Below are 15,599 nucleotides of genomic sequence, written 5' to 3' on the forward strand. Positions count from 1 at the left end.
CACTGGACCGTACTGAGCGCTCATTTCGCCGCCGTAACGTCCGCGTCAGCGGCGGGTACGCTCTCGGCGGCCGGTTCCGGCCCGGACTCCTCGGCGGCCGCCTTCTTCTTCGCGGCGGCGTCGTAGAGGCCGAACAGGAGGAGGACGATCCCGGCGAAGACGTAGCCCAGCGCGACCTGTCCTTCGGCGTTCCACTCGACCTTCTCGGCGTGCACGAGGCCGATGAAGGACAGGACGGCGCCCGCGCCCGCGTAGCCCGCCGCCCAGACGAACCTCCGGTCGATGATGAACGCGACGATCGCGCCGAGCACGAGTCCGGCGAGGATCGCGCCACCGCCGAGCAGCTTCAGCCCCTCGTAGACGACGCCGGCCCCGGCCAGCGCGTCGTAGCCGAGTTCGTGCGCCGACGTCCCGGCGGCCGACAGCACGTTGTCCATCTGTCCGACCGCCCACGAGGCGACGTTCGGGAGCAGCGCCATGACGACGGCGATGGCGTGCGCCTTCGGCACCTCCTGGAACGCCTGGGCGCCGATGAGCAGGCCGATGTACAGCAGGATCGGGACGATCGCGGGGGTCGGGAGCAGCGCGCCGAGCAGCGCGAAGAACCCGAGGAAGCAGAACAGCGCGATGACGACGCCCGTGGCGAGCGAGTACGACGACCTGCCTCCGGCCGCCTTCCAGCCCGGGTGGCCGATGTACACGGCGGGCGGGAAGGGCGAGCCGAGCCCCGCGCCGACGACGGCCCCGAGCCCGTCGGCCAGGAGCACGGCGCGGAGGTTGTACTCGTCGCCCGCGACGGCGGCGCTCTCCACGTTGGTCATGCCCTCGGTGAAGTTGTAGATGCCGAGGGGGATGGCCGTGGCGAGCAGCGGCGAGACCTCCTTGAGGCCGTCCATCAGGAGGTCGATCTGGAGGGTCGGCAGGCCGATCGCGATGTCCTTGGCGGCCGCGGTGACGTTCGCGGGCTCCATGTAGCCGCCCGCCCAGCCGATGGCGGTGCCGACGAGCAGGGCGGCGAGGCCGACGGGGAGGCCGAACGGGAGCTTCAGGTCGGTGAAGAACCCGATGAGCAGGATGACGAGGACGGGCAGCGCGATCCAGGCCGCCTCGAACATCTGCCCGGTGGGCCGCATCGAGATGAAGGCGATGGAGATGCCCGCCAGGGTGCCGAGCATCGCCGCCTGCGGCGTGTACTTCCTGATGTACGGCCCGACGAACGCGCCGAGGATGACGATCAGGCCGATGATGAGCGACCAGGCCAGGCCCGCCGCCCACGCGGCGAGCGGGTCCTTGGTGGCCAGGTAGATCGGCAGCATGATCACGAACGTGACGATGAACATGTGCGGGACGGACGGCCCGTACGGCATCGCGCACACGTCGGTGCGTCCTTCACGCGCCGCCAGACGACGCGCGAGGTAGGTGTAGTACACGTTGCCGATGAGCATCTGGATGCCGAGCGCCGGAAGGATGACGCCGTAGACGTCGCTTCCGGGGATGTTGACGACGCCCAGGCACAGGCCGGTCAGGACCAGCACGTTGACCATGACGTTGAAGCCGAGGCCGAAGAACGCGTTGGTGTCGCCCGCCACCCAGAAGGGGAGCTTGAAGGGCTGTTCTTGCTCTGGCTGCTTGGTCTCGGTGCTCATGCGAGCGCCTCCAGGAAGTGCTTGGCGGGGGCGGTCCAGCCGAAGATGCCGCCCTGCGCGGAGATCATGTGCAGTCCCGCGTCCTGGAACTCCGGGAAGTAGGAGCCGACGCAGTCGGACAGGACGAGGCACTCGTAGCCCCGGTCGTTGGCCTCCCGGACGGTGGTGTGGACGCACACCTCGGTGGTCACCCCCGTCACGACGAGGCTCGTGATGCCGTTGGTCTCCAGGAGGTCCTGGAGGCCGGTGGCGTAGAACGAGCCTTTGCCCGGTTTGTCGATGACGATCTCGTCCGGGAGGGGCCTCAGCTCGTCGATGATGTCGTGGCCGTACTCGCCGCGGATGAGGATGCGGCCCTTGGGCCCCGGGTCCCCGATCCGCAGGGACGGCTCGCCCCGGTTGAGCTTGGCCGGGGGGCAGTCGGACAGGTCGGGCAGGTGGCCCTCCCTCGTGTGGATCACGAGCAGCCCGGCGGCCCGTGCGGCGTCGAGCACCTCGCGCAGCGGCGGGATGACCCGGCGCAGCAGCGAGACGTCGTTGCCCAGCGTCTCGCCGAAGCCGCCGGGCTCGACGAAGTCACGCTGCATGTCGATGATCAGCAGTGCGGTGGTCGTGAGGTCGAAGCCGAACGGGTACGGTTCGGCCTCTACGGACGCGGTCATGGCGGCTCCCTCTCCCCCGAATCCGTGGATGCCTTACTGATCGTCGATTGTCGACAATCACATGTCAGCGACGGACCTCGTCCGTTACGCCGGGGTAAAAGGCGGGATCGCGGGAGAAAGCGGGAGTCAGCCCGCGTAGGTGCGGGCGCCGTGGGAGGCCAGCGCGGCCAGCGCGACGGCCGGGTCGCCCGTGGCGAGCGCCTCGTACAGGCGCCGGTGCCGGGCGACGCCCTCGCTGGGCGCGCGCAGCACCTCGGCCTCCAGCCTCAGGTTGGCCGCCATGTAGAGCTGGAGCTTGAGGATCACCGGCTCGTAGGCCAGCACGAGCTGGCGGTGGCCGGACAGCGCGACGAGCGCCAGATGGAACCTGTGGTGCGCGTCGTTCTCGGCCAGCACGTCGCCCTCGGCGGCGGCGCCGTCCATCTCCTCCAGGGCGCCGGCGAGGTCGGCCAGGACGACGGGGCCCGGCAGCGCCTGTTCGACCGCGTACCGCTCCAGCACGTCGCGCAGGCCGAACAGCTCGTCCACGTCGTGGGAGGACAGCTCCGCCACCCGCACGCCCCGGCGCGGCAGGTGCTCCACCAGGCCCTGCTGGCCGAGCAGCCGCAGCGCCTCGCGCAGCGGCGCCCTGCTGATCCCGAACCTGGTGGTCAGCTGCTCCTCGATGAGCCTGTCGCCGGGGCCGAGCTCACCGGAGAGGATGTCCGCGCGGACGCGCTCCATCACCAGCTCGACAAGGCTGGCGGGCTGAAGCTCGTCCATGCGGCACGACTCCCCTACGTCTGCGCGGGCGGCCTCACGGTGTCGCGGGGCGCCGGTATCTCAGGAAGAGATGGTCTCCATCCTGCCTTACCGCCGCGAGAGCCATCCCCCCGTCCAGGGCCGGGCCCCGGACGATCCTGGGCGCGGCGCCGCCCACGAGGTGCGGGGAGAGCGTCAGGCACAGCTCGTCGAGAAGCCCGGCGGCGGCGATCCCGCCCAGGACCGTCGGGCCTCCCTCGCACAGCAGCCGGGTGAGGCCGCGCCCGTGCAACGCGGCGACGGCGGCGGTGAAATCCACCGACTCCTCCCCCGCGACGATCACCTCGGCCCGCTCCCGCGCCTCCGCGAGCCGGGGTGAGCGGGCCGTGGCGACGATCAGGACACGGCCGTCGAAGAGCGGCGCGGCGAGGTCCAGGTCGAGCGAGCGGGAGACGATCACCAGGGGGACGGGCGCGGGCCCGTACCCCTCGGCCCGCACCGTCTGCGCGCCCACGACGACCGCGTCCGCCATGTCGCGCAGTGCCAGGAACAGCCGCCGGTCCGTCTTGTTGCCGAGCCCGCCCGACAGGCCCGCGCGCGCCGCCGCGCCGTCGAGGCTGGCGATCATGTTGGCGCGCAGCCACGGGCCGTCCGGGTGGGCGTAGTCGGCGAGCAGGTCGGGCGGCAGGTCGGACATGCCGCCCAGGGTCTCAGACGGACGCGGCGTGCCCGGCCACGAGGTCGGCGATCTCGTCCGGGCGGGCGGCGGGCGCCCAATGGCCGGTCTTCAGCCTGCGGACGCTGAGGTGCTTGGTGAACGGCGTGCAGGAGGCCGCCAGAGCGGGCGTGACGAACGCGTCGTCCTCCAGGACCACCAGCTGTACCGGCACGTCCGTGCGCCGCTCCCTGGGCCGCAGGACGCGCGACAGGATGTTCGCCCGGTAGAGGTTGACGCCGTACTGGCCGTCCAGCGCGACGGTCGGCGCGAAGTGCGGCGTGCTCATCCCCTCGGACCGCGCGACGACCTTGGCGCCCAGGCCCGTCCGCCAGGACAGCGCGGGCAGGAAAGGCAGGTGGAAGAAGGCGATGTACCAGGAGTGCAGGCCCTGCTTGAGGCCGCGCAGGGTGGTCGCGTGCGCCCGGTTCCAGCGGCCCGCGTGGTCGAGGCTCGGCCCGGAGATCGACGTGTAGGACAGGAAGCGCTCCGGCATCGTCGTCACCGCCTCCCAGCCCTGGATCGAACCCCAGTCGTGCCCGACGAGGTGGACGGGCGCGCCGGGGCTCACGTCGTCGGCCACCGCCGCCAGGTCGCGCATCAGGTGTTCGAACCGGTAGGCGGCCCTGCCCCTGGGACGGTCCGACGCGCCGGCGCCGCGCACGTCGTAGGTGACGACCCGGTACCGGTCGGCGAGCCGGGACGCGACGCCGTCCCAGACGGTGTGCGTGTCGGGGTAGCCGTGCACGAGCAGGATCGTCGGGGCGCCGGGGTCGCCCTGGACCTGGACGGCGAGGTCGACGCCGTCACCGCGGACGATTTTGTTGGACATATTGCCAATTAGAGGGGTCCGGCCGCCGGTGGGTCAAGTCCGGGTCCCCCGAACGCATCGGTACACTGACAGGGATTTACGTGACCATGACGAAAGAGGCAGAGCACATGTCCGCTGGTGGATCGCACGCCGGAGACCCCAAGTCCTGGTTCGCGGTGTCCGTCGTAATGATCGGCTTCATCGTCGGCGGCGTCGGGTTGCCCCTCGGCAACTGGGTGCTGTTCTGGGCGGGCGTCGCCATCGTCGCCGCGGGCACCGTGCTCGGCGCCGTCGTCCGGATCATGGCCGACGTGGTCGTCGCCGTCCCGCCCAAGATCTGATGTTCCACCGTCGGTCGCTCGACGAGGAGATCGCCCACCGGCAGGCCAAACGCGGCCCGCTGGCCGAGGGCAGGCACTTCGAGCACGGCCCCGCGAAGTTCATCTTCGTCAGCCTCATCAGCGTCACCATGGTGGCGCACGTCGTCGCCCTGGTACTGCTCAAGTACACCTGACGGAGGTCCGTGCGCGCAGCGGCCGTCCTCACTACCGCGCTCATCCTGGTGGGCGCGGTCCTCGCCGTTCCCGCGGCCGCCGCGCCCGCGTCGCGCTGCGCGGCCGGGACCTGGCGGCTGGCCAAGGCCGACCTCACCGTGCGGCAGTCCGCCAAGACGAAGCTGCGCATCACCGGGGGCGCGGGCGCCGTCCTCGTCCTGGGCGGCGGCAAGGCGACGCACCGCTACGCGGGCTCGGCCAAGCTGAAGGAGAGCGGCACCTCGGGCGGCGCGCAGGTCGCCGGGTGGCTCCGCTACCGGGGCACGCTCCGCCTCAAGGCCAAGGTCACCGGGACCCGGCTCACCGCCACCGTCTCCAGCGCGACCGGCAACGCCACGCTGAAGCTCCGCCAGACCCGCCCCCTCCAGCTCGACCCGGCGCCCCGCGGCCTCGCCGCGCTGCTGAAGTCCGGCGAGTTCAGCGGCGTCCCGTACAACGCGCAGGTCACCTGCTCGCGCACCGCGCTCAAGCTCCGCCAGACCGGCACCAGCGGCGGCGCCGCCTTCACCGGCGCCTGGAGCTACCGCCGCGTCTGACGCCGCCCGCGCCGCAGGTACAGCTCGGCGACGATCAGGTTGGGCACCCAGCACAGGAACGTCACGGCCGTGTAGGCGCGGTCGAAGGCGAGCTCCTCCGCCACACCGACCTGGGCCATGATCAGAAGCGGAGTCCACACGCGGAGCATCACGCCCGCGTAGGTGAGGGCGAACAGGCGGATCGCCCAGCGGCGGTGCGCGGGGACGTCACGGCGGCGGATCGCCCGGAACGCGGCGACGGCGCAGGCCAGCCACGCGAGGCCGAGCAGCCCGAACCCGGCGACCCCGACCGCGCCCGCGCCGTTGTAGGGAGCGATGACGAGGCCCGCCGCCCCCGCCAGCAGGATCGCGATCAACACGACGCGTCCCACGCCCCGGTGCGCGCCCGTCCGGCGGGCCCGCAGCCGTGACGAGAGCTGGAGGGGGCTCAGCAGCAGGGCGAGGCCGCCGCACACGATGTGGACGTAGAAGGCCGCCTGCACCGCCATGGGCCGTCCCGCGACGTGCGCGGCGGTGCCGTGGTCGTCGGCGGCGAGCGAGTCGAGCGAGCTGAGCAGGTAGGGCAGCGGGGCGAGCAGGGCGATGGCCACGGCGCTGAGCGCGAGCCACCAGCCGCCCGCCCTACGGGCCGCCCGACTGCCGGGCTGTGTTTGATGTGCCCGGAAGACGGCCGCTTCGCGACCCCGACTTCGTCGGGAGCGGCCGTCTCCGGGCTGGTTCTGGGTCGTCGTCATGGACGGCACGCTAGGAACCGGCGGCGTCCGCGCGCCTCCCTCAGCCGAGTGATGTCGGGAATGCTGGTGTTCGGGCAGGATGCGGGGTATGCGCATCTGGCTGGCCGCGGGGTTCCTCGTGCTGGCGGGGCTGGCGACGCTGGCCACCCCGCCCGCGCCGCCCTACCGCGACCTGGACGCCCTCGGCCTGACGCTGAGCGCCCTCGCGGCCCTCAGCCTCGTCTGGGTGCGCTCGGCGCCGCTGCGGGCCTTCGTCGCCGCCTGCGCGGTGCTCGTGGCCAACGCCGCGCTCGGCTACCCGGCGACGCTCGTGCACTGGCCGCTCTGGGTCGCGCTGTTCGCCTGCTTCGCGCTGGACCGCGACGTCAGGTGGCGGATCGGCTGCGGAGCGCTCTTCGCCGTCGCGCTCACCGGGTTCTTCGTCCTGGACCGTGAGCCCGGCGAGACGCTGTCGGGCATCGCCGTCGGTGTGTTCATCGCCACCGTGGGCGGCGACGCCGTACGCAGCCGTCGCGCGGCCGCCGAGGCCGACCGGGCGAGGCTGCTGCTGGAGGAGCGCACCCGGCTGGCCCGCGAGCTGCACGACGCGCTGGGCCACGCCGTCAACGTCATGGTGATGCAGGCGGCGGTGGGGCGCCGGGTGCAGGCCACCGATCCGGGGTTCGGCGCGGAGGCGCTGCGGCACATCGAGACGCTCGGCCGCGGCGCGCTGGAGGAGCTGGACCAGGTGATCCAGGCGCTCTCCCCGGACGGCGAGACGCCCGGCATGACCGATCTCGCGGCGCTCGCCGACCGGGTGCGCGCAGCCGGGCGCGCCCTCGACCTCAACGTCGGCGCGGTCGACCTCACGCCCGACGGAGCGCGCGCGCTTCACCGGATCGTCCAGGAGGCGGTGACCAACGCGCTCCGCCACACCGACGCGGGACGGATAAGGCTGAGCCTCGCCCAGGCGGGCGACCGGGTGCGGCTGGAGGTGCTCAACGAAGGCCGGGGCTTCCCCTCGCCCGAGCCGGGCCGGGGCCTCGCCAACATGCGCCGCCGCGCCGACGCGCAGGGCGGCGAGTTCCACGCGGGCCCGGTGCCCGGCGGGTTCGCGGTGCGCGTCACCCTCCCGGCGGCGCCGTGATCCGGGTGTTCCTCGCCGACGACGAGCCGCTGGTCCGCACCACGCTGCGGGCGCTGCTCGCGGCCGAACCCGGCCTGACCGTCGTCGGCGAGGCGGCCAGCGGCCACCGGACGGTCGAGGGGGTGCGCGCGCTGCGCCCCGACGTGGTGCTCATGGACGTGCGGATGCCGGGCTGGGACGGGGTACGGGCGACCCGCGAGATCGCCGCGTGGGATCCGCCTCGCCCGCGCGTCCTGGTGCTCACCACGTTCGACCTCGACGACATCGTGGACGACGCGATCGCCGCCGGGGCCGACGGGTTCCTGTTGAAGCGGGCGACCCCTGAGGAGATCGTCTCGGCGGTGCGCACGGTGGCTTCCGGGGACGCCGTCCTTGCGCCGCGCGTCACGCGCCGTCTCCTACGCGACCTGGCGGCCCGGCCGCGCCCCGCGCCGCTGCCCGTGCCGCTCACCGACCGGGAGGAGGCGGTGCTGCGCGCGCTCACCGAGGGCCTGTCGAACCCGGAGATCGCGGACGCGCTCACCATCTCACTGGAGACGGTGAAGACCCACATCAAGAGCATCCTGCTCAAGCTCGGGGTGCGGGACCGAACCCAGGCGGTCATCTGGGCATACCGGACGGGCTTCGCCAACGAACACTGAACCCGTCACCCGTGATGTTTCCCTAAAGAGAGGGATATAACTCGCGGCCCGCTTTCTACCCTCGGAGCGCAGGCACCGAAGGGAGAAAGACATGCAGCCTCGCACCGACGGCCCCGTCCCCGTGGACGCGGTCTACGAACCGCCGCTGCTCACCGAGGTCGGCGGGTTCACCCGGCTGACCCTCGGCGGCGGCTACCTCGGCCTCGACAACTTCTGGCAGACCGACTGGTACGCCCGGCGGTGACCGCCGACTGGCTCGCCGTCGTCCCCGACGGCAGGGCGGGGAGCGCGGTCGCGGCCGGGCTCCCCGCCTCGCGGGTGCTCCGCCACGCGTCCGGACGGCCGTGGCTGCTCGCCTCAGGGCGGCGCGCGGCGGAGATCACCGAGGCGCGGGCGGGCGGCCTGCGCGCCGCCGTCATCGGGCCGTGCGGGACGGACGCGGACGGCCTCGCCCGGCTGCTCCGCCGCGTCCGCTCCCTCACCGACGTGGACCGCCTCGCCTCCCGGCTGTCCGGAAGCCATCACCTTGCCGTCTCACTTGATGGGAGGGTGCGCTTTCAGGGCACGGTCGCGCAGGTCCGGCGGGTGTTCTCGCGGCGTGTCGGCGGGGTCGTCGTCGCGGCGGACCGTGCCGACGTGCTCGCCGCGCTGCCGCCGTCCGCCGGGATCGACGACACGGCGCTGGCGCTGCGGCTGCTGTACCCGCTGGTGCCGCCGCCGCTCGCGGGCCTGCCCCTGTGGCGCGGGGTGCGGGCGCTGCCCGGCGACCACTGGCTCGGCCTCGACGGCGACGGAAGCGTCCGTGAGGTGCGCTGGTGGTATCCCCCGGAGCCTCGCCTTTTGTTGGACTCGGGTGCCGGACTCCTGCGGGAACGGCTTACCGAGGCCGTCGCGGCGCGGCGTGCCGAACGGCTCAGCGCCGACCTCTCCGGCGGGCTCGACTCCTCGACCCTGTGCTTCCTCGCCGCAGGGCGGGGCGCGGCCCTGACGACGCTGCGGGAGGCCGTCACCGATCCGGGCAACGACGACGCCCGGTGGGCCGCCCTGTGCGCCGCACGGCTGCCCGACGCCGCGCACACCGTGTTCGCCCCGACCGACCTGCCCGGCAGGTACGCGGGGCTCGACGGGCCCGCCGACCCGGAGGAGCCGTTCCCCTGGGTCCGCTCGCGGGCCGACCTCGCCGCGCTCGCCGGACACGCGGGCCGGGCCGGAACCGTCCACCTGGCCGGGCACGGCGGCGACGAACTCCTCACCGTGCCTCCGTCGCACCTGCACGACCTCGCCGGGCGGGCTCCCCTGCGCGCGCTGGCCGCCCTGCGTAGGCAGCGCGCCCGGTGGGGGTGGCGGCGGCGCGACCTGCTCGCGCTCCTCGACCGGACGGGCTACGCCGCCTGGCTGGCACGGGCCGCGCCGCACGTCGAGGATCGGGAGCCCCGCCTCGCGCCGTTCGCCTGGGGCACGCACGGGATGATGCCGCCCTGGGCGACCCCGGACGCCGTCGCCCTCGTGCGGGACGCCCTGCGGGAGGCCGCCTCCGATCGTCCCGAGCCGCTCGCCCCGCAGCGCGCCCACCACACCCAGCTCCACTTCGCCGCCCTGTGCGGACGGGCCGTCAGGCTGGCCGGACGCCACCACGACGCCCACGGCACCGCGCTCTCAGCCCCCTACCTGGACGACAGGGTGATCGAGGCCGCTCTCGCCGTCGACCTCGCCGCGCGGGCGCGTGCCGACACCGTCAAACCCGTACTCGCCGCGGCGGTGCGCGGCACCGTCCCGGACGCGCTGCTCACCCGGCGCACCAAGGGCGAGTTCAGCGCCGAGGTGTTCACCGCCCTGCACCGGCGGCGGGCCGACGTGCTGGCGCTGCTCAACGACCCTCTGCTGGCCGGACGCGGCCTGGTCCGCGCGTCCGCCGCCCGCGCCGCCGTGTTCGCCGTGGGCCCCACCGCGGGCCCGCTCTGGCACCTGGACATGACCCTCGCCTGCGAGACCTGGCTACGCGCGCGCCCTCCCGTCGTCGCCGCGCCCCCCGCCCCGTCCCCACCCGACCGATCGGAGGAGACATGCTCACCCTGAGACCCCACGTCGTGACCGCCGACACCAACGGCCTGACCGTCCTCCTGGACGCCCGCTCAGGCCGCTACTGGCAGCTCAACCAGACCGGCAGCACCGCCCTACGCGCCCTCCTCGCGGGCCGCCCCCCGGCCCAGGTCGCCGCCGACATCGCCGCCCACTCCCACACCCCCGAAACCACCGTGGCCACCGACATCGCAACCCTCATCCACGCCCTCATCACAGAACGCCTGGCCACCGATGAGTGAACCCATGGCCCTGGAACTCCCGCCTCCCGTCACCCGCCGCTCCCGAGCCATCGCCCGCCTCGCCGTCGCCCTCGCCACCCCCCTCTCCCACCTCGCTCCCGCCCGCCTCGCCACCGTCCTTCGCGCCGCCCGCCACAAAGCGCCCCCCGCCTCCCGGGACCTCGCCGCCACCGCCCGCGACGCCGTCGTGGCCGTCAGCGCCCACTGCGCGGGCCAGGGCTGCCTACGCCGCTCCATCGCCGCCGCCCTCTACTGCCGCCTCCACGGCGCCTGGCCCACCTGGCACGTAGGCGTCCGCACCACCCCCTTCCGAGCCCACGCCTGGATCGAAGCCCAAGGCACCCCGGTGAACGAACCCTTCCCGCCCGCCTACTACACCCCCATCCTCACCGTCCCCCCACTGACGGGCCTTCCGAAACGGGGGGTCAGAGGTTGAGGAGGTGGAGGGCGGCCAGGAGGGAGTCGACTACGGGGGCGCCGGTTTGTTCCAGGTCGGTGCGGCGTTGCATGCCGCCGGTGTAGAGGATGGCGCGGGCGCCGATGTGGGCGGCGGCCACCGCGTCGTCGGCGGCGTCGCCGATGACGGTGAGGTCGGCGGGGGCGATGCCGAGAGCGGCGGCGTGGCGGACCATGTGCTCGGCCTTGCCGCCGCCCGGAGCGCCTACGAGGCCGTCCACGCGGGTGAAGTAGGAGGTGATGTCGAAGCTTCCGACCGCGCCGGTGAGGTGGGCGTGCCCGGCCATCGAGAGGATCGACTGGGTGCGTCCGGCGCTCGCCACGAGGTCGAGCGCGGCGCGCGCCTCGGCGGCCAGCGGCGCGGTGGGCATCAGCCGCTCGTAGTGCGCGTGGAACTGGGTGTCCAGGTACTCCCACTCGCCCTCGCGCAGCGGCCGCCCCAGCAGCCGCTCGTAGGCGACCCAGATCGGCCGCGTGTAGGCCGCGACGACCTCAGGCCCGGTGACGCCCTCCGCCTCGGTGCCCTTGAACACCTCGTACGTCGCCCCCAGGACGACGTCCCGATCGTCGAACAGCGTCCCGTTCCAGTCCCACACCACGTGCTTCACCGGCCCAGTTTAGGCGCGCCCCCAGAACCCGCGTCCACCGGATTTCCACGCGGAAGGCGGAGCGGCCGGACACGAACGGCGGCCCCGTCGCCCCGGAGCCGCCGTTGGTCTGTGGGGAACTGTCCTGAAGCGCCCCGCGCCGACCCACAACGCCGGGGGCGGCGCGATCTACCCGGCGCTCTTGATGGCGGAGATCTCGAACTCCAGGGTGATCTTCTCGCTGACGAGGACGCCGCCGGTTTCGAGGGCGGCGTTGAAGGTGACGCCGAAGTCGCTGCGGTTGATCGTGGTGGCGCCCTCGAAGCCGATGCGGTCGTTGCCGAACGGGTCCTTGGCGGCGCCCTGGTACTCGAAGTCGATCGTGACGGGCTTGGTGACCGCCTTGATCGTCAGGTCGCCGCTGACGCGGAAGACGTCGTCCTTGATCTGCTCGACGGAGGTGGACCGGAAGGTGATCTCCGGGTAGGTCTCCACCTCGAGGAAGTCGTTGGTGCGCAGGTGCCCGTCGCGCTGCTCGTTGCGCGTGTCGATGCTGGCGGTGGCGATCTTGACCTCGACGGACGAGGCGGCCGGGTCGGCGCCGTTGACCTGGGCCGTCCCGGAGAACTCGTTGAACGCGCCGCGGACCTTGGTGACCATCGCGTGCCGGGCGGAGAAGCCGATCCGGGTGTGCGCCGGGTCGAGCGTGTAGGTGCCGGTGAGCTCGGTGAGGTCGGACATCGTTGACTCCTCGGGATCTGCGTGGGAAAGAAGTTGAACGTTCAACTCTGAGCATACGCAGCTTTGGTGACGTGTCAAGTAAACTGACGTCCATGACTCGATGGCTCTCCGACCTGGAACAACACGCGTGGCGCGGGCTCATGCAGATGCACGCGGAGGTCTGGGCCGCCGTCACCAGGGACCTCCAGGCCGACTCGGGCCTGTCCGCCGGCGACTACGCCGTCCTGGTGCCCCTCAGCGAGCAGGACGACCACCGGCTACGCGTCACCGAACTCGCCCGCGCGATGCGGTGGGAGCGCAGCCGCCTGTCCCACCAGTTGTCGCGGATGGAGAAACGCGGCCTGATCGTGCGCAGGGAGTGCCCCGAGGACGCGCGCGGCGCGTTCGCCGAGATCACCGAGCACGGCCGCACGGTGATCACCACGGCGGCGCCGCACCACGTGGCGAGCGTGCGCAGGCACTTCTTCGACGCGCTCACCCCCGAGCGGGTCGCCCAGCTCTCGGCGATCTCCGACGCCGTCCTGGCCGGGCTCGGCGGGCCGGACGGGCCGGACGGCCCGGGCGGATCAGAGGCCGAGCCGTGCCCTCAGTCGTCCTCGGACGGGATGAACGGGAGCACCTGAGTCTCCACCGAGCCGTGCTCCCTGATGCCCCGCTCCAGGGCGGCGACCCGGTGGTGCAGGGCGCCGTTCTCGCGGAGCAGCTCGTCGTTGTCGGCGCGCAGCGCGGCGAGCCGACGGGCGGTGCGCCACAGCGCCGCGGCGGCGCCGAGGAGGATCCCGACGGCGAGCGCGCCGAGCGCGGGCAGCCACAGCGCCCCCGCCCCGGCGACGAGCAGCAGGACCACCGCGCCGAGCGCTCTGCCGTGGCGCTCCGCCCGGTCCCACGCCCTGTCCACGCTCCTCGGAATCCGCACCCGCACCTGGCCCCCTCCGTGACGTCTCCAGCCTGCCGAAGGACAACGGCGGACGCGAACCGGGGTGTTCCCGTTCCGGCGGGATGCCGGGAATCTCACACGGTACCGCCTCCCAGGCCGGAAGAACCCCACCCAAAATGATCTTGTAAAAGGCTAAGATCGGGGGGATGAGCACTCCCCCGCACCGCCCGAGCGCCCGTGTCCTGCTGGTGGACGAGCAGGACAGGCTGCTGCTGTTCCTCGACGGGCTCAAGGACAAGTTCTGGCTCACCCCCGGCGGCGGGCTCGACCCCGGCGAGACGGTCGAGCAGGCGGCGGCGCGCGAGCTGTTCGAGGAGACCGGCCTCAGCGTCGAGCCCGCCGCGCTCGGGCCCGTGGTGGCGACGGCGTCGGGGTACTACATCGGCGAGTGGGACGGGGTGCTGCGCACCGCCACCGACACCTACTTCTTCCTGCGGACCGAGCACTTCGAGCCGGACACCGCCGGGTTCACCGACTACGAGCGGCAGACCGTCGACGAGCACCGCTGGTGGCCGCTCGCCGACATCGTGGCCGCGCCGCCCACCGTCGTCCCGTGGGGCCTGTCCGGGCTGCTGCCGGGCCTGCTGTCCGGACGGCCCCCGCAGGCGCCCGTCGCGCTCCCCTGGCACCACCCGGGCGTCGGCCCCGCTCTGTGACGGACAGCGGGCGGCGGACGGCGGAAATAACGGGACGGCGCGCCGGGTTGGGCCGGACATGAGCACCCCGTACACCGACGCCCCGTACGCGGACTTCACCACCATCCGCCGTCTCCTGTGGGACTCCAGGACATGGGCCTTCGTGGGCCTCAACGACGACCCCGAGCGGACGGTCCACAGCCAGGCCCGGCTGCTCCAGGGGCGCGGCAAGCGCATCATCCCCGTGCACCCGACGGCGACGACGGTGCTCGGTGAGCCCGTCTACCGGAGCCTCGCCGAGGTGCCCGAGCCGATCGACGTCGTCGGCGTGTACCGCAGGACGCCGGAGGCGGGCGCCGTCGTCGACGAGGCGATCGCGGCGGGCGCCAAGGCGGTGTGGCTGCCCCTGGACGTCATCGACGAGGCGGCCGCCGCGCGGGCCACCGCCGCCGGGCTCGACGTGGTGATGAACCGCTGTCCGGCCGTCGAGTGGACCGTCAGGCACCGCCGCTAATTCGTCGGCGCCGGGCGGGTTCAAGGCGAGCCAGCCGTGCAGCGCCAGGTGTAGTTCCAGCCGCCCCGCCGGGTCGTAGATGCTCTCGCCCAGGAGCCCTTCGAGCTGCCGCACGCGGTAGCGGATGGTCTGGGCGTGCATGTGGAGGCGCTGGGCCACCTCGGTGGCGTTGAAGCCCGACTCCAGGCACGCCAGCAGCGTCTCGGCGAGCACCCGGCGCTGGCGCGGCCGCAGGTGCAGCAGCGGGCCGAGCCTGCGGGCCGCGACGCGCCCCACCAGGTCCGCGTGCGGCACGATGGCGAGCGACGGCACGTGCTCGTCCGCGACGAGCACGCCCTCGCCCGGCAGCAGCCCGCGCCGCACCAGGTCGAGCGCGCGCCGCGCCCACTCCCGGGAGCGCGCCGCCTCGGCGGGCGGCACCGGCGGCCCGGCCGCCGCGTACCACTCGCCCAGGCCGTGCTCCAGCATGCGGCGGCGGCCGGGGCCGTCCGGGTCGGGCACGACCAGGCACGGCTCGGCGAGGTGCAGGCCGACGAGGACCTCCGACGGCAGCGCGGGCCGCCGCGCGGGCCCGCCGTCGCGCTCGTGCAGCGCCACGACGGCGACGGTCTGCGGCACGGTCCAGCCGGTCTTCACCGCGAGTTCCCGCACCTCCTTGAGCGCGCGTTCGCCGCCCTCCAGGAGCAGCTCCAGCATCCTGCGGCGACGGCCCTGGAACTCCCCCACCTCACGGGCGCCCGCCTCGGCGTGCCCGGCGGCGACGGCCTCGGCGAGGAAGTCGATGTAGGTGAGCACCGACGTGGTGATCTGCCCGACGACGGTGCCGGGCAGCTCGAACCCGCGCTCGGCGTTGCGCCGCGTGATGTGGTCGATCGCGGCGCGGGTGCCGACGCGGGCGGCGCTCTGCCACGCCTCCATCGATCTGCCCTCGCGTGCCTCCCCCACCCCGATCTCACGGAAGAACGCCAGTGTCTCGCGGGAGTCCACGGCGGGGTCGGCGACCATGTCGAACCAGTGTCCGAGCGCGATGTCCATCGAGAGCCGCATGACCTCGGCGTAGCGCGGGTCGTGCGGCCTGACGTACTCGGGGATCGCCTTCTCTATCGCGGCGACGCCCTCGGTGGTCATGGCAGGGAGTTCTGGCCGGTACAGGGCCACGAGCCGGTCGAGGGCCTCCCGGTGGGTCTCGTAGTCCAAGACCCCTTGGAGCAGCCCCACGCCACGTCTCTCCTCTCGACCAGG

The 15,599-nt window shown here is 73.2% G+C and carries 21 protein-coding genes and 1 pseudogene; 12 read left to right on the forward strand and 10 right to left on the reverse strand.

All coding sequences use genetic code 11. From position 1 onward, the window contains the following. Nucleotides 1-20 precede the first annotated feature (20 nt). The 5 genes from LO762_RS10150 to LO762_RS10170 all read right to left on the reverse strand — a co-directional run bounded on the left by LO762_RS10150 (nt 21) and on the right by LO762_RS10170 (nt 4,596). Nucleotides 21-1,646, reverse strand: coding sequence for a solute carrier family 23 protein (locus LO762_RS10150; RefSeq protein ID WP_230614275.1), 1,626 nt, complete (start codon nt 1,644-1,646; stop codon nt 21-23). Continuing rightward, nucleotides 1,643-2,308, reverse strand: coding sequence for a cysteine hydrolase family protein (locus tag LO762_RS10155; protein WP_230614277.1), 666 nt, complete (start codon nt 2,306-2,308; stop codon nt 1,643-1,645). The genes LO762_RS10150 and LO762_RS10155 overlap by 4 nt, the downstream gene beginning before the upstream one ends. 126 nt (nt 2,309-2,434) lie before the next feature. Further along, nucleotides 2,435-3,070 carry a GntR family transcriptional regulator gene (locus LO762_RS10160; RefSeq protein ID WP_230614279.1) on the reverse strand — a complete coding sequence of 212 codons (636 nt, stop codon included), beginning with the start codon at nt 3,068-3,070 and terminating at the stop codon, nt 2,435-2,437. 34 nt (nt 3,071-3,104) lie between these two features. Continuing rightward, entirely contained in the window at nt 3,105-3,746 is a 642-nt protein-coding gene (locus LO762_RS10165) for a dihydrofolate reductase family protein (RefSeq protein WP_230614283.1), read from the reverse strand. Nucleotides 3,747-3,759: 13 nt separating this feature from the next. After that, nucleotides 3,760-4,596, reverse strand: a complete 837-nt coding sequence (locus tag LO762_RS10170) for an alpha/beta fold hydrolase (protein WP_230614285.1) — start codon at nt 4,594-4,596, stop codon at nt 3,760-3,762. 107 nt (nt 4,597-4,703) lie between these two features. Here LO762_RS10170 and LO762_RS10175 point away from each other — a divergent pair, with 107 nt between their 5' ends. The 3 genes from LO762_RS10175 to LO762_RS10185 are packed head-to-tail and all read left to right on the forward strand — an operon-like array spanning nt 4,704 to nt 5,665. Beyond that, nucleotides 4,704-4,916 (forward strand): HGxxPAAW family protein, encoded by a 213-nt coding sequence (locus LO762_RS10175; RefSeq protein ID WP_230614287.1) that lies wholly within the window; start codon nt 4,704-4,706, stop codon nt 4,914-4,916. Then, nucleotides 4,916-5,089, forward strand: coding sequence for a hypothetical protein (locus tag LO762_RS10180; protein ID WP_230614289.1), 174 nt, complete (start codon nt 4,916-4,918; stop codon nt 5,087-5,089). The genes LO762_RS10175 and LO762_RS10180 overlap by 1 nt, the downstream gene beginning before the upstream one ends. 9 nt (nt 5,090-5,098) lie before the next feature. Then, on the forward strand, nt 5,099-5,665 hold the full coding sequence (locus LO762_RS10185) for a hypothetical protein (protein WP_230614291.1): 567 nt from the start codon (nt 5,099-5,101) through the stop codon (nt 5,663-5,665). On the opposite strand, the gene LO762_RS10190 is transcribed toward LO762_RS10185, so the two are convergent. Further along, nucleotides 5,650-6,399 (reverse strand): DUF2306 domain-containing protein, encoded by a 750-nt coding sequence (locus LO762_RS10190; protein ID WP_230614293.1) that lies wholly within the window; start codon nt 6,397-6,399, stop codon nt 5,650-5,652. The genes LO762_RS10185 and LO762_RS10190 overlap by 16 nt on opposite strands. Nucleotides 6,400-6,487: 88 nt before the next feature. On the opposite strand from LO762_RS10190, the gene LO762_RS10195 reads away from it, so the two are divergent. The 6 genes from LO762_RS10195 (at nt 6,488) to LO762_RS10220 (ending at nt 10,923) form a co-directional block, all read left to right on the forward strand. Continuing rightward, nucleotides 6,488-7,525 (forward strand): sensor histidine kinase, encoded by a 1,038-nt coding sequence (locus tag LO762_RS10195; protein ID WP_230614295.1) that lies wholly within the window; start codon nt 6,488-6,490, stop codon nt 7,523-7,525. Continuing rightward, on the forward strand, nt 7,522-8,166 hold the full coding sequence (locus LO762_RS10200) for a response regulator transcription factor (RefSeq protein WP_230614297.1): 645 nt from the start codon (nt 7,522-7,524) through the stop codon (nt 8,164-8,166). Before LO762_RS10195 ends, LO762_RS10200 begins: the two co-directional genes overlap by 4 nt. Before the next feature lie 91 nt (nt 8,167-8,257). Further along, on the forward strand, nt 8,258-8,410 hold the full coding sequence (locus LO762_RS10205) for a lasso RiPP family leader peptide-containing protein (RefSeq protein WP_230614300.1): 153 nt from the start codon (nt 8,258-8,260) through the stop codon (nt 8,408-8,410). Beyond that, nucleotides 8,407-10,242 carry an asparagine synthase-related protein gene (locus tag LO762_RS10210; RefSeq protein ID WP_230614302.1) on the forward strand — a complete coding sequence of 612 codons (1,836 nt, stop codon included), beginning with the start codon at nt 8,407-8,409 and terminating at the stop codon, nt 10,240-10,242. The genes LO762_RS10205 and LO762_RS10210 overlap by 4 nt, the downstream gene beginning before the upstream one ends. Then, on the forward strand, nt 10,230-10,487 hold the full coding sequence (locus LO762_RS10215) for a lasso peptide biosynthesis PqqD family chaperone (protein WP_230614309.1): 258 nt from the start codon (nt 10,230-10,232) through the stop codon (nt 10,485-10,487). Before LO762_RS10210 ends, LO762_RS10215 begins: the two co-directional genes overlap by 13 nt. A 4-nt stretch (nt 10,488-10,491) precedes the next feature. Continuing rightward, on the forward strand, nt 10,492-10,923 hold the full coding sequence (locus LO762_RS10220) for a lasso peptide biosynthesis B2 protein (RefSeq protein WP_230614311.1): 432 nt from the start codon (nt 10,492-10,494) through the stop codon (nt 10,921-10,923). On the opposite strand, the gene LO762_RS10225 is transcribed toward LO762_RS10220, so the two are convergent. Both LO762_RS10225 and LO762_RS10230 read right to left on the reverse strand, forming a co-directional pair. Continuing rightward, nucleotides 10,913-11,551, reverse strand: coding sequence for an HAD family hydrolase (locus LO762_RS10225; RefSeq protein ID WP_230614316.1), 639 nt, complete (start codon nt 11,549-11,551; stop codon nt 10,913-10,915). The two genes, LO762_RS10220 and LO762_RS10225, sit on opposite strands and share 11 nt — an antisense overlap. A gap of 168 nt (nt 11,552-11,719) precedes the next feature. After that, nucleotides 11,720-12,271 (reverse strand): YceI family protein, encoded by a 552-nt coding sequence (locus tag LO762_RS10230; protein ID WP_230614317.1) that lies wholly within the window; start codon nt 12,269-12,271, stop codon nt 11,720-11,722. Nucleotides 12,272-12,363: 92 nt separating this feature from the next. Here LO762_RS10230 and LO762_RS10235 point away from each other — a divergent pair, with 92 nt between their 5' ends. Further along, nucleotides 12,364-12,894 carry a MarR family winged helix-turn-helix transcriptional regulator gene (locus LO762_RS10235; protein WP_230614319.1) on the forward strand — a complete coding sequence of 177 codons (531 nt, stop codon included), beginning with the start codon at nt 12,364-12,366 and terminating at the stop codon, nt 12,892-12,894. Here LO762_RS10235 and LO762_RS10240 read toward each other — a convergent pair. Then, a complete protein-coding gene (locus LO762_RS10240; protein ID WP_230614321.1) occupies nt 12,858-13,193 on the reverse strand; it encodes a hypothetical protein in 336 nt (111 codons plus the stop codon). The two genes, LO762_RS10235 and LO762_RS10240, sit on opposite strands and share 37 nt — an antisense overlap. Nucleotides 13,194-13,354: 161 nt before the next feature. On the opposite strand from LO762_RS10240, the gene LO762_RS10245 reads away from it, so the two are divergent. Both LO762_RS10245 and LO762_RS10250 read left to right on the forward strand, forming a co-directional pair. Beyond that, nucleotides 13,355-13,864, forward strand: a complete 510-nt coding sequence (locus LO762_RS10245; RefSeq protein ID WP_230614323.1) for an NUDIX hydrolase — start codon at nt 13,355-13,357, stop codon at nt 13,862-13,864. Between the two features lie 58 nt (nt 13,865-13,922). Beyond that, the gene (locus LO762_RS10250; protein WP_230614479.1) at nt 13,923-14,357 is read left to right on the forward strand and encodes a CoA-binding protein; all 435 of its coding nucleotides are present in this window, start codon (nt 13,923-13,925) and stop codon (nt 14,355-14,357) included. A gap of 48 nt (nt 14,358-14,405) precedes the next feature. On the opposite strand, the pseudogene LO762_RS33420 reads toward LO762_RS10250, so the two are convergent. Then, a pseudogene (locus LO762_RS33420) lies at nt 14,406-15,485 on the reverse strand (PucR family transcriptional regulator); the annotation flags it as partial. Nucleotides 15,486-15,599: the final 114 nt, after the last annotated feature.

It is taken from the genome of Actinocorallia sp. API 0066, assembly GCF_020991275.1.
Taxonomy (GTDB): Bacteria; Actinomycetota; Actinomycetes; order Streptosporangiales; family Streptosporangiaceae; genus Actinocorallia.

Bases quoted from the DNA above. Each gene is read 5' to 3' on its own strand.
- LO762_RS10245 (WP_230614323.1), top strand. From the start codon at position 13,355: ATGAGCACTCCCCCGCACCGCCCGAGCGCCCGTGTCCTGCTGGTGGAC.
- LO762_RS10215 (WP_230614309.1), top strand. From the start codon at position 10,230: ATGCTCACCCTGAGACCCCACGTCGTGACCGCCGACACCAACGGCCTG.
- LO762_RS10155 (WP_230614277.1), bottom strand. From the start codon at position 2,308: ATGACCGCGTCCGTAGAGGCCGAACCGTACCCGTTCGGCTTCGACCTC.
- LO762_RS10165 (WP_230614283.1), bottom strand. From the start codon at position 3,746: ATGTCCGACCTGCCGCCCGACCTGCTCGCCGACTACGCCCACCCGGAC.
- LO762_RS10170 (WP_230614285.1), bottom strand. From the start codon at position 4,596: ATGTCCAACAAAATCGTCCGCGGTGACGGCGTCGACCTCGCCGTCCAG.
- LO762_RS10160 (WP_230614279.1), bottom strand. From the start codon at position 3,070: ATGGACGAGCTTCAGCCCGCCAGCCTTGTCGAGCTGGTGATGGAGCGC.
- LO762_RS10175 (WP_230614287.1), top strand. From the start codon at position 4,704: ATGTCCGCTGGTGGATCGCACGCCGGAGACCCCAAGTCCTGGTTCGCG.
- LO762_RS10250 (WP_230614479.1), top strand. From the start codon at position 13,923: ATGAGCACCCCGTACACCGACGCCCCGTACGCGGACTTCACCACCATC.
- LO762_RS10195 (WP_230614295.1), top strand. From the start codon at position 6,488: ATGCGCATCTGGCTGGCCGCGGGGTTCCTCGTGCTGGCGGGGCTGGCG.
- LO762_RS10180 (WP_230614289.1), top strand. From the start codon at position 4,916: ATGTTCCACCGTCGGTCGCTCGACGAGGAGATCGCCCACCGGCAGGCC.
- LO762_RS10150 (WP_230614275.1), bottom strand. From the start codon at position 1,646: ATGAGCACCGAGACCAAGCAGCCAGAGCAAGAACAGCCCTTCAAGCTC.
- LO762_RS10190 (WP_230614293.1), bottom strand. From the start codon at position 6,399: ATGACGACGACCCAGAACCAGCCCGGAGACGGCCGCTCCCGACGAAGT.
- LO762_RS10230 (WP_230614317.1), bottom strand. From the start codon at position 12,271: ATGTCCGACCTCACCGAGCTCACCGGCACCTACACGCTCGACCCGGCG.
- LO762_RS10205 (WP_230614300.1), top strand. From the start codon at position 8,258: ATGCAGCCTCGCACCGACGGCCCCGTCCCCGTGGACGCGGTCTACGAA.
- LO762_RS10220 (WP_230614311.1), top strand. From the start codon at position 10,492: ATGGCCCTGGAACTCCCGCCTCCCGTCACCCGCCGCTCCCGAGCCATC.
- LO762_RS10235 (WP_230614319.1), top strand. From the start codon at position 12,364: ATGACTCGATGGCTCTCCGACCTGGAACAACACGCGTGGCGCGGGCTC.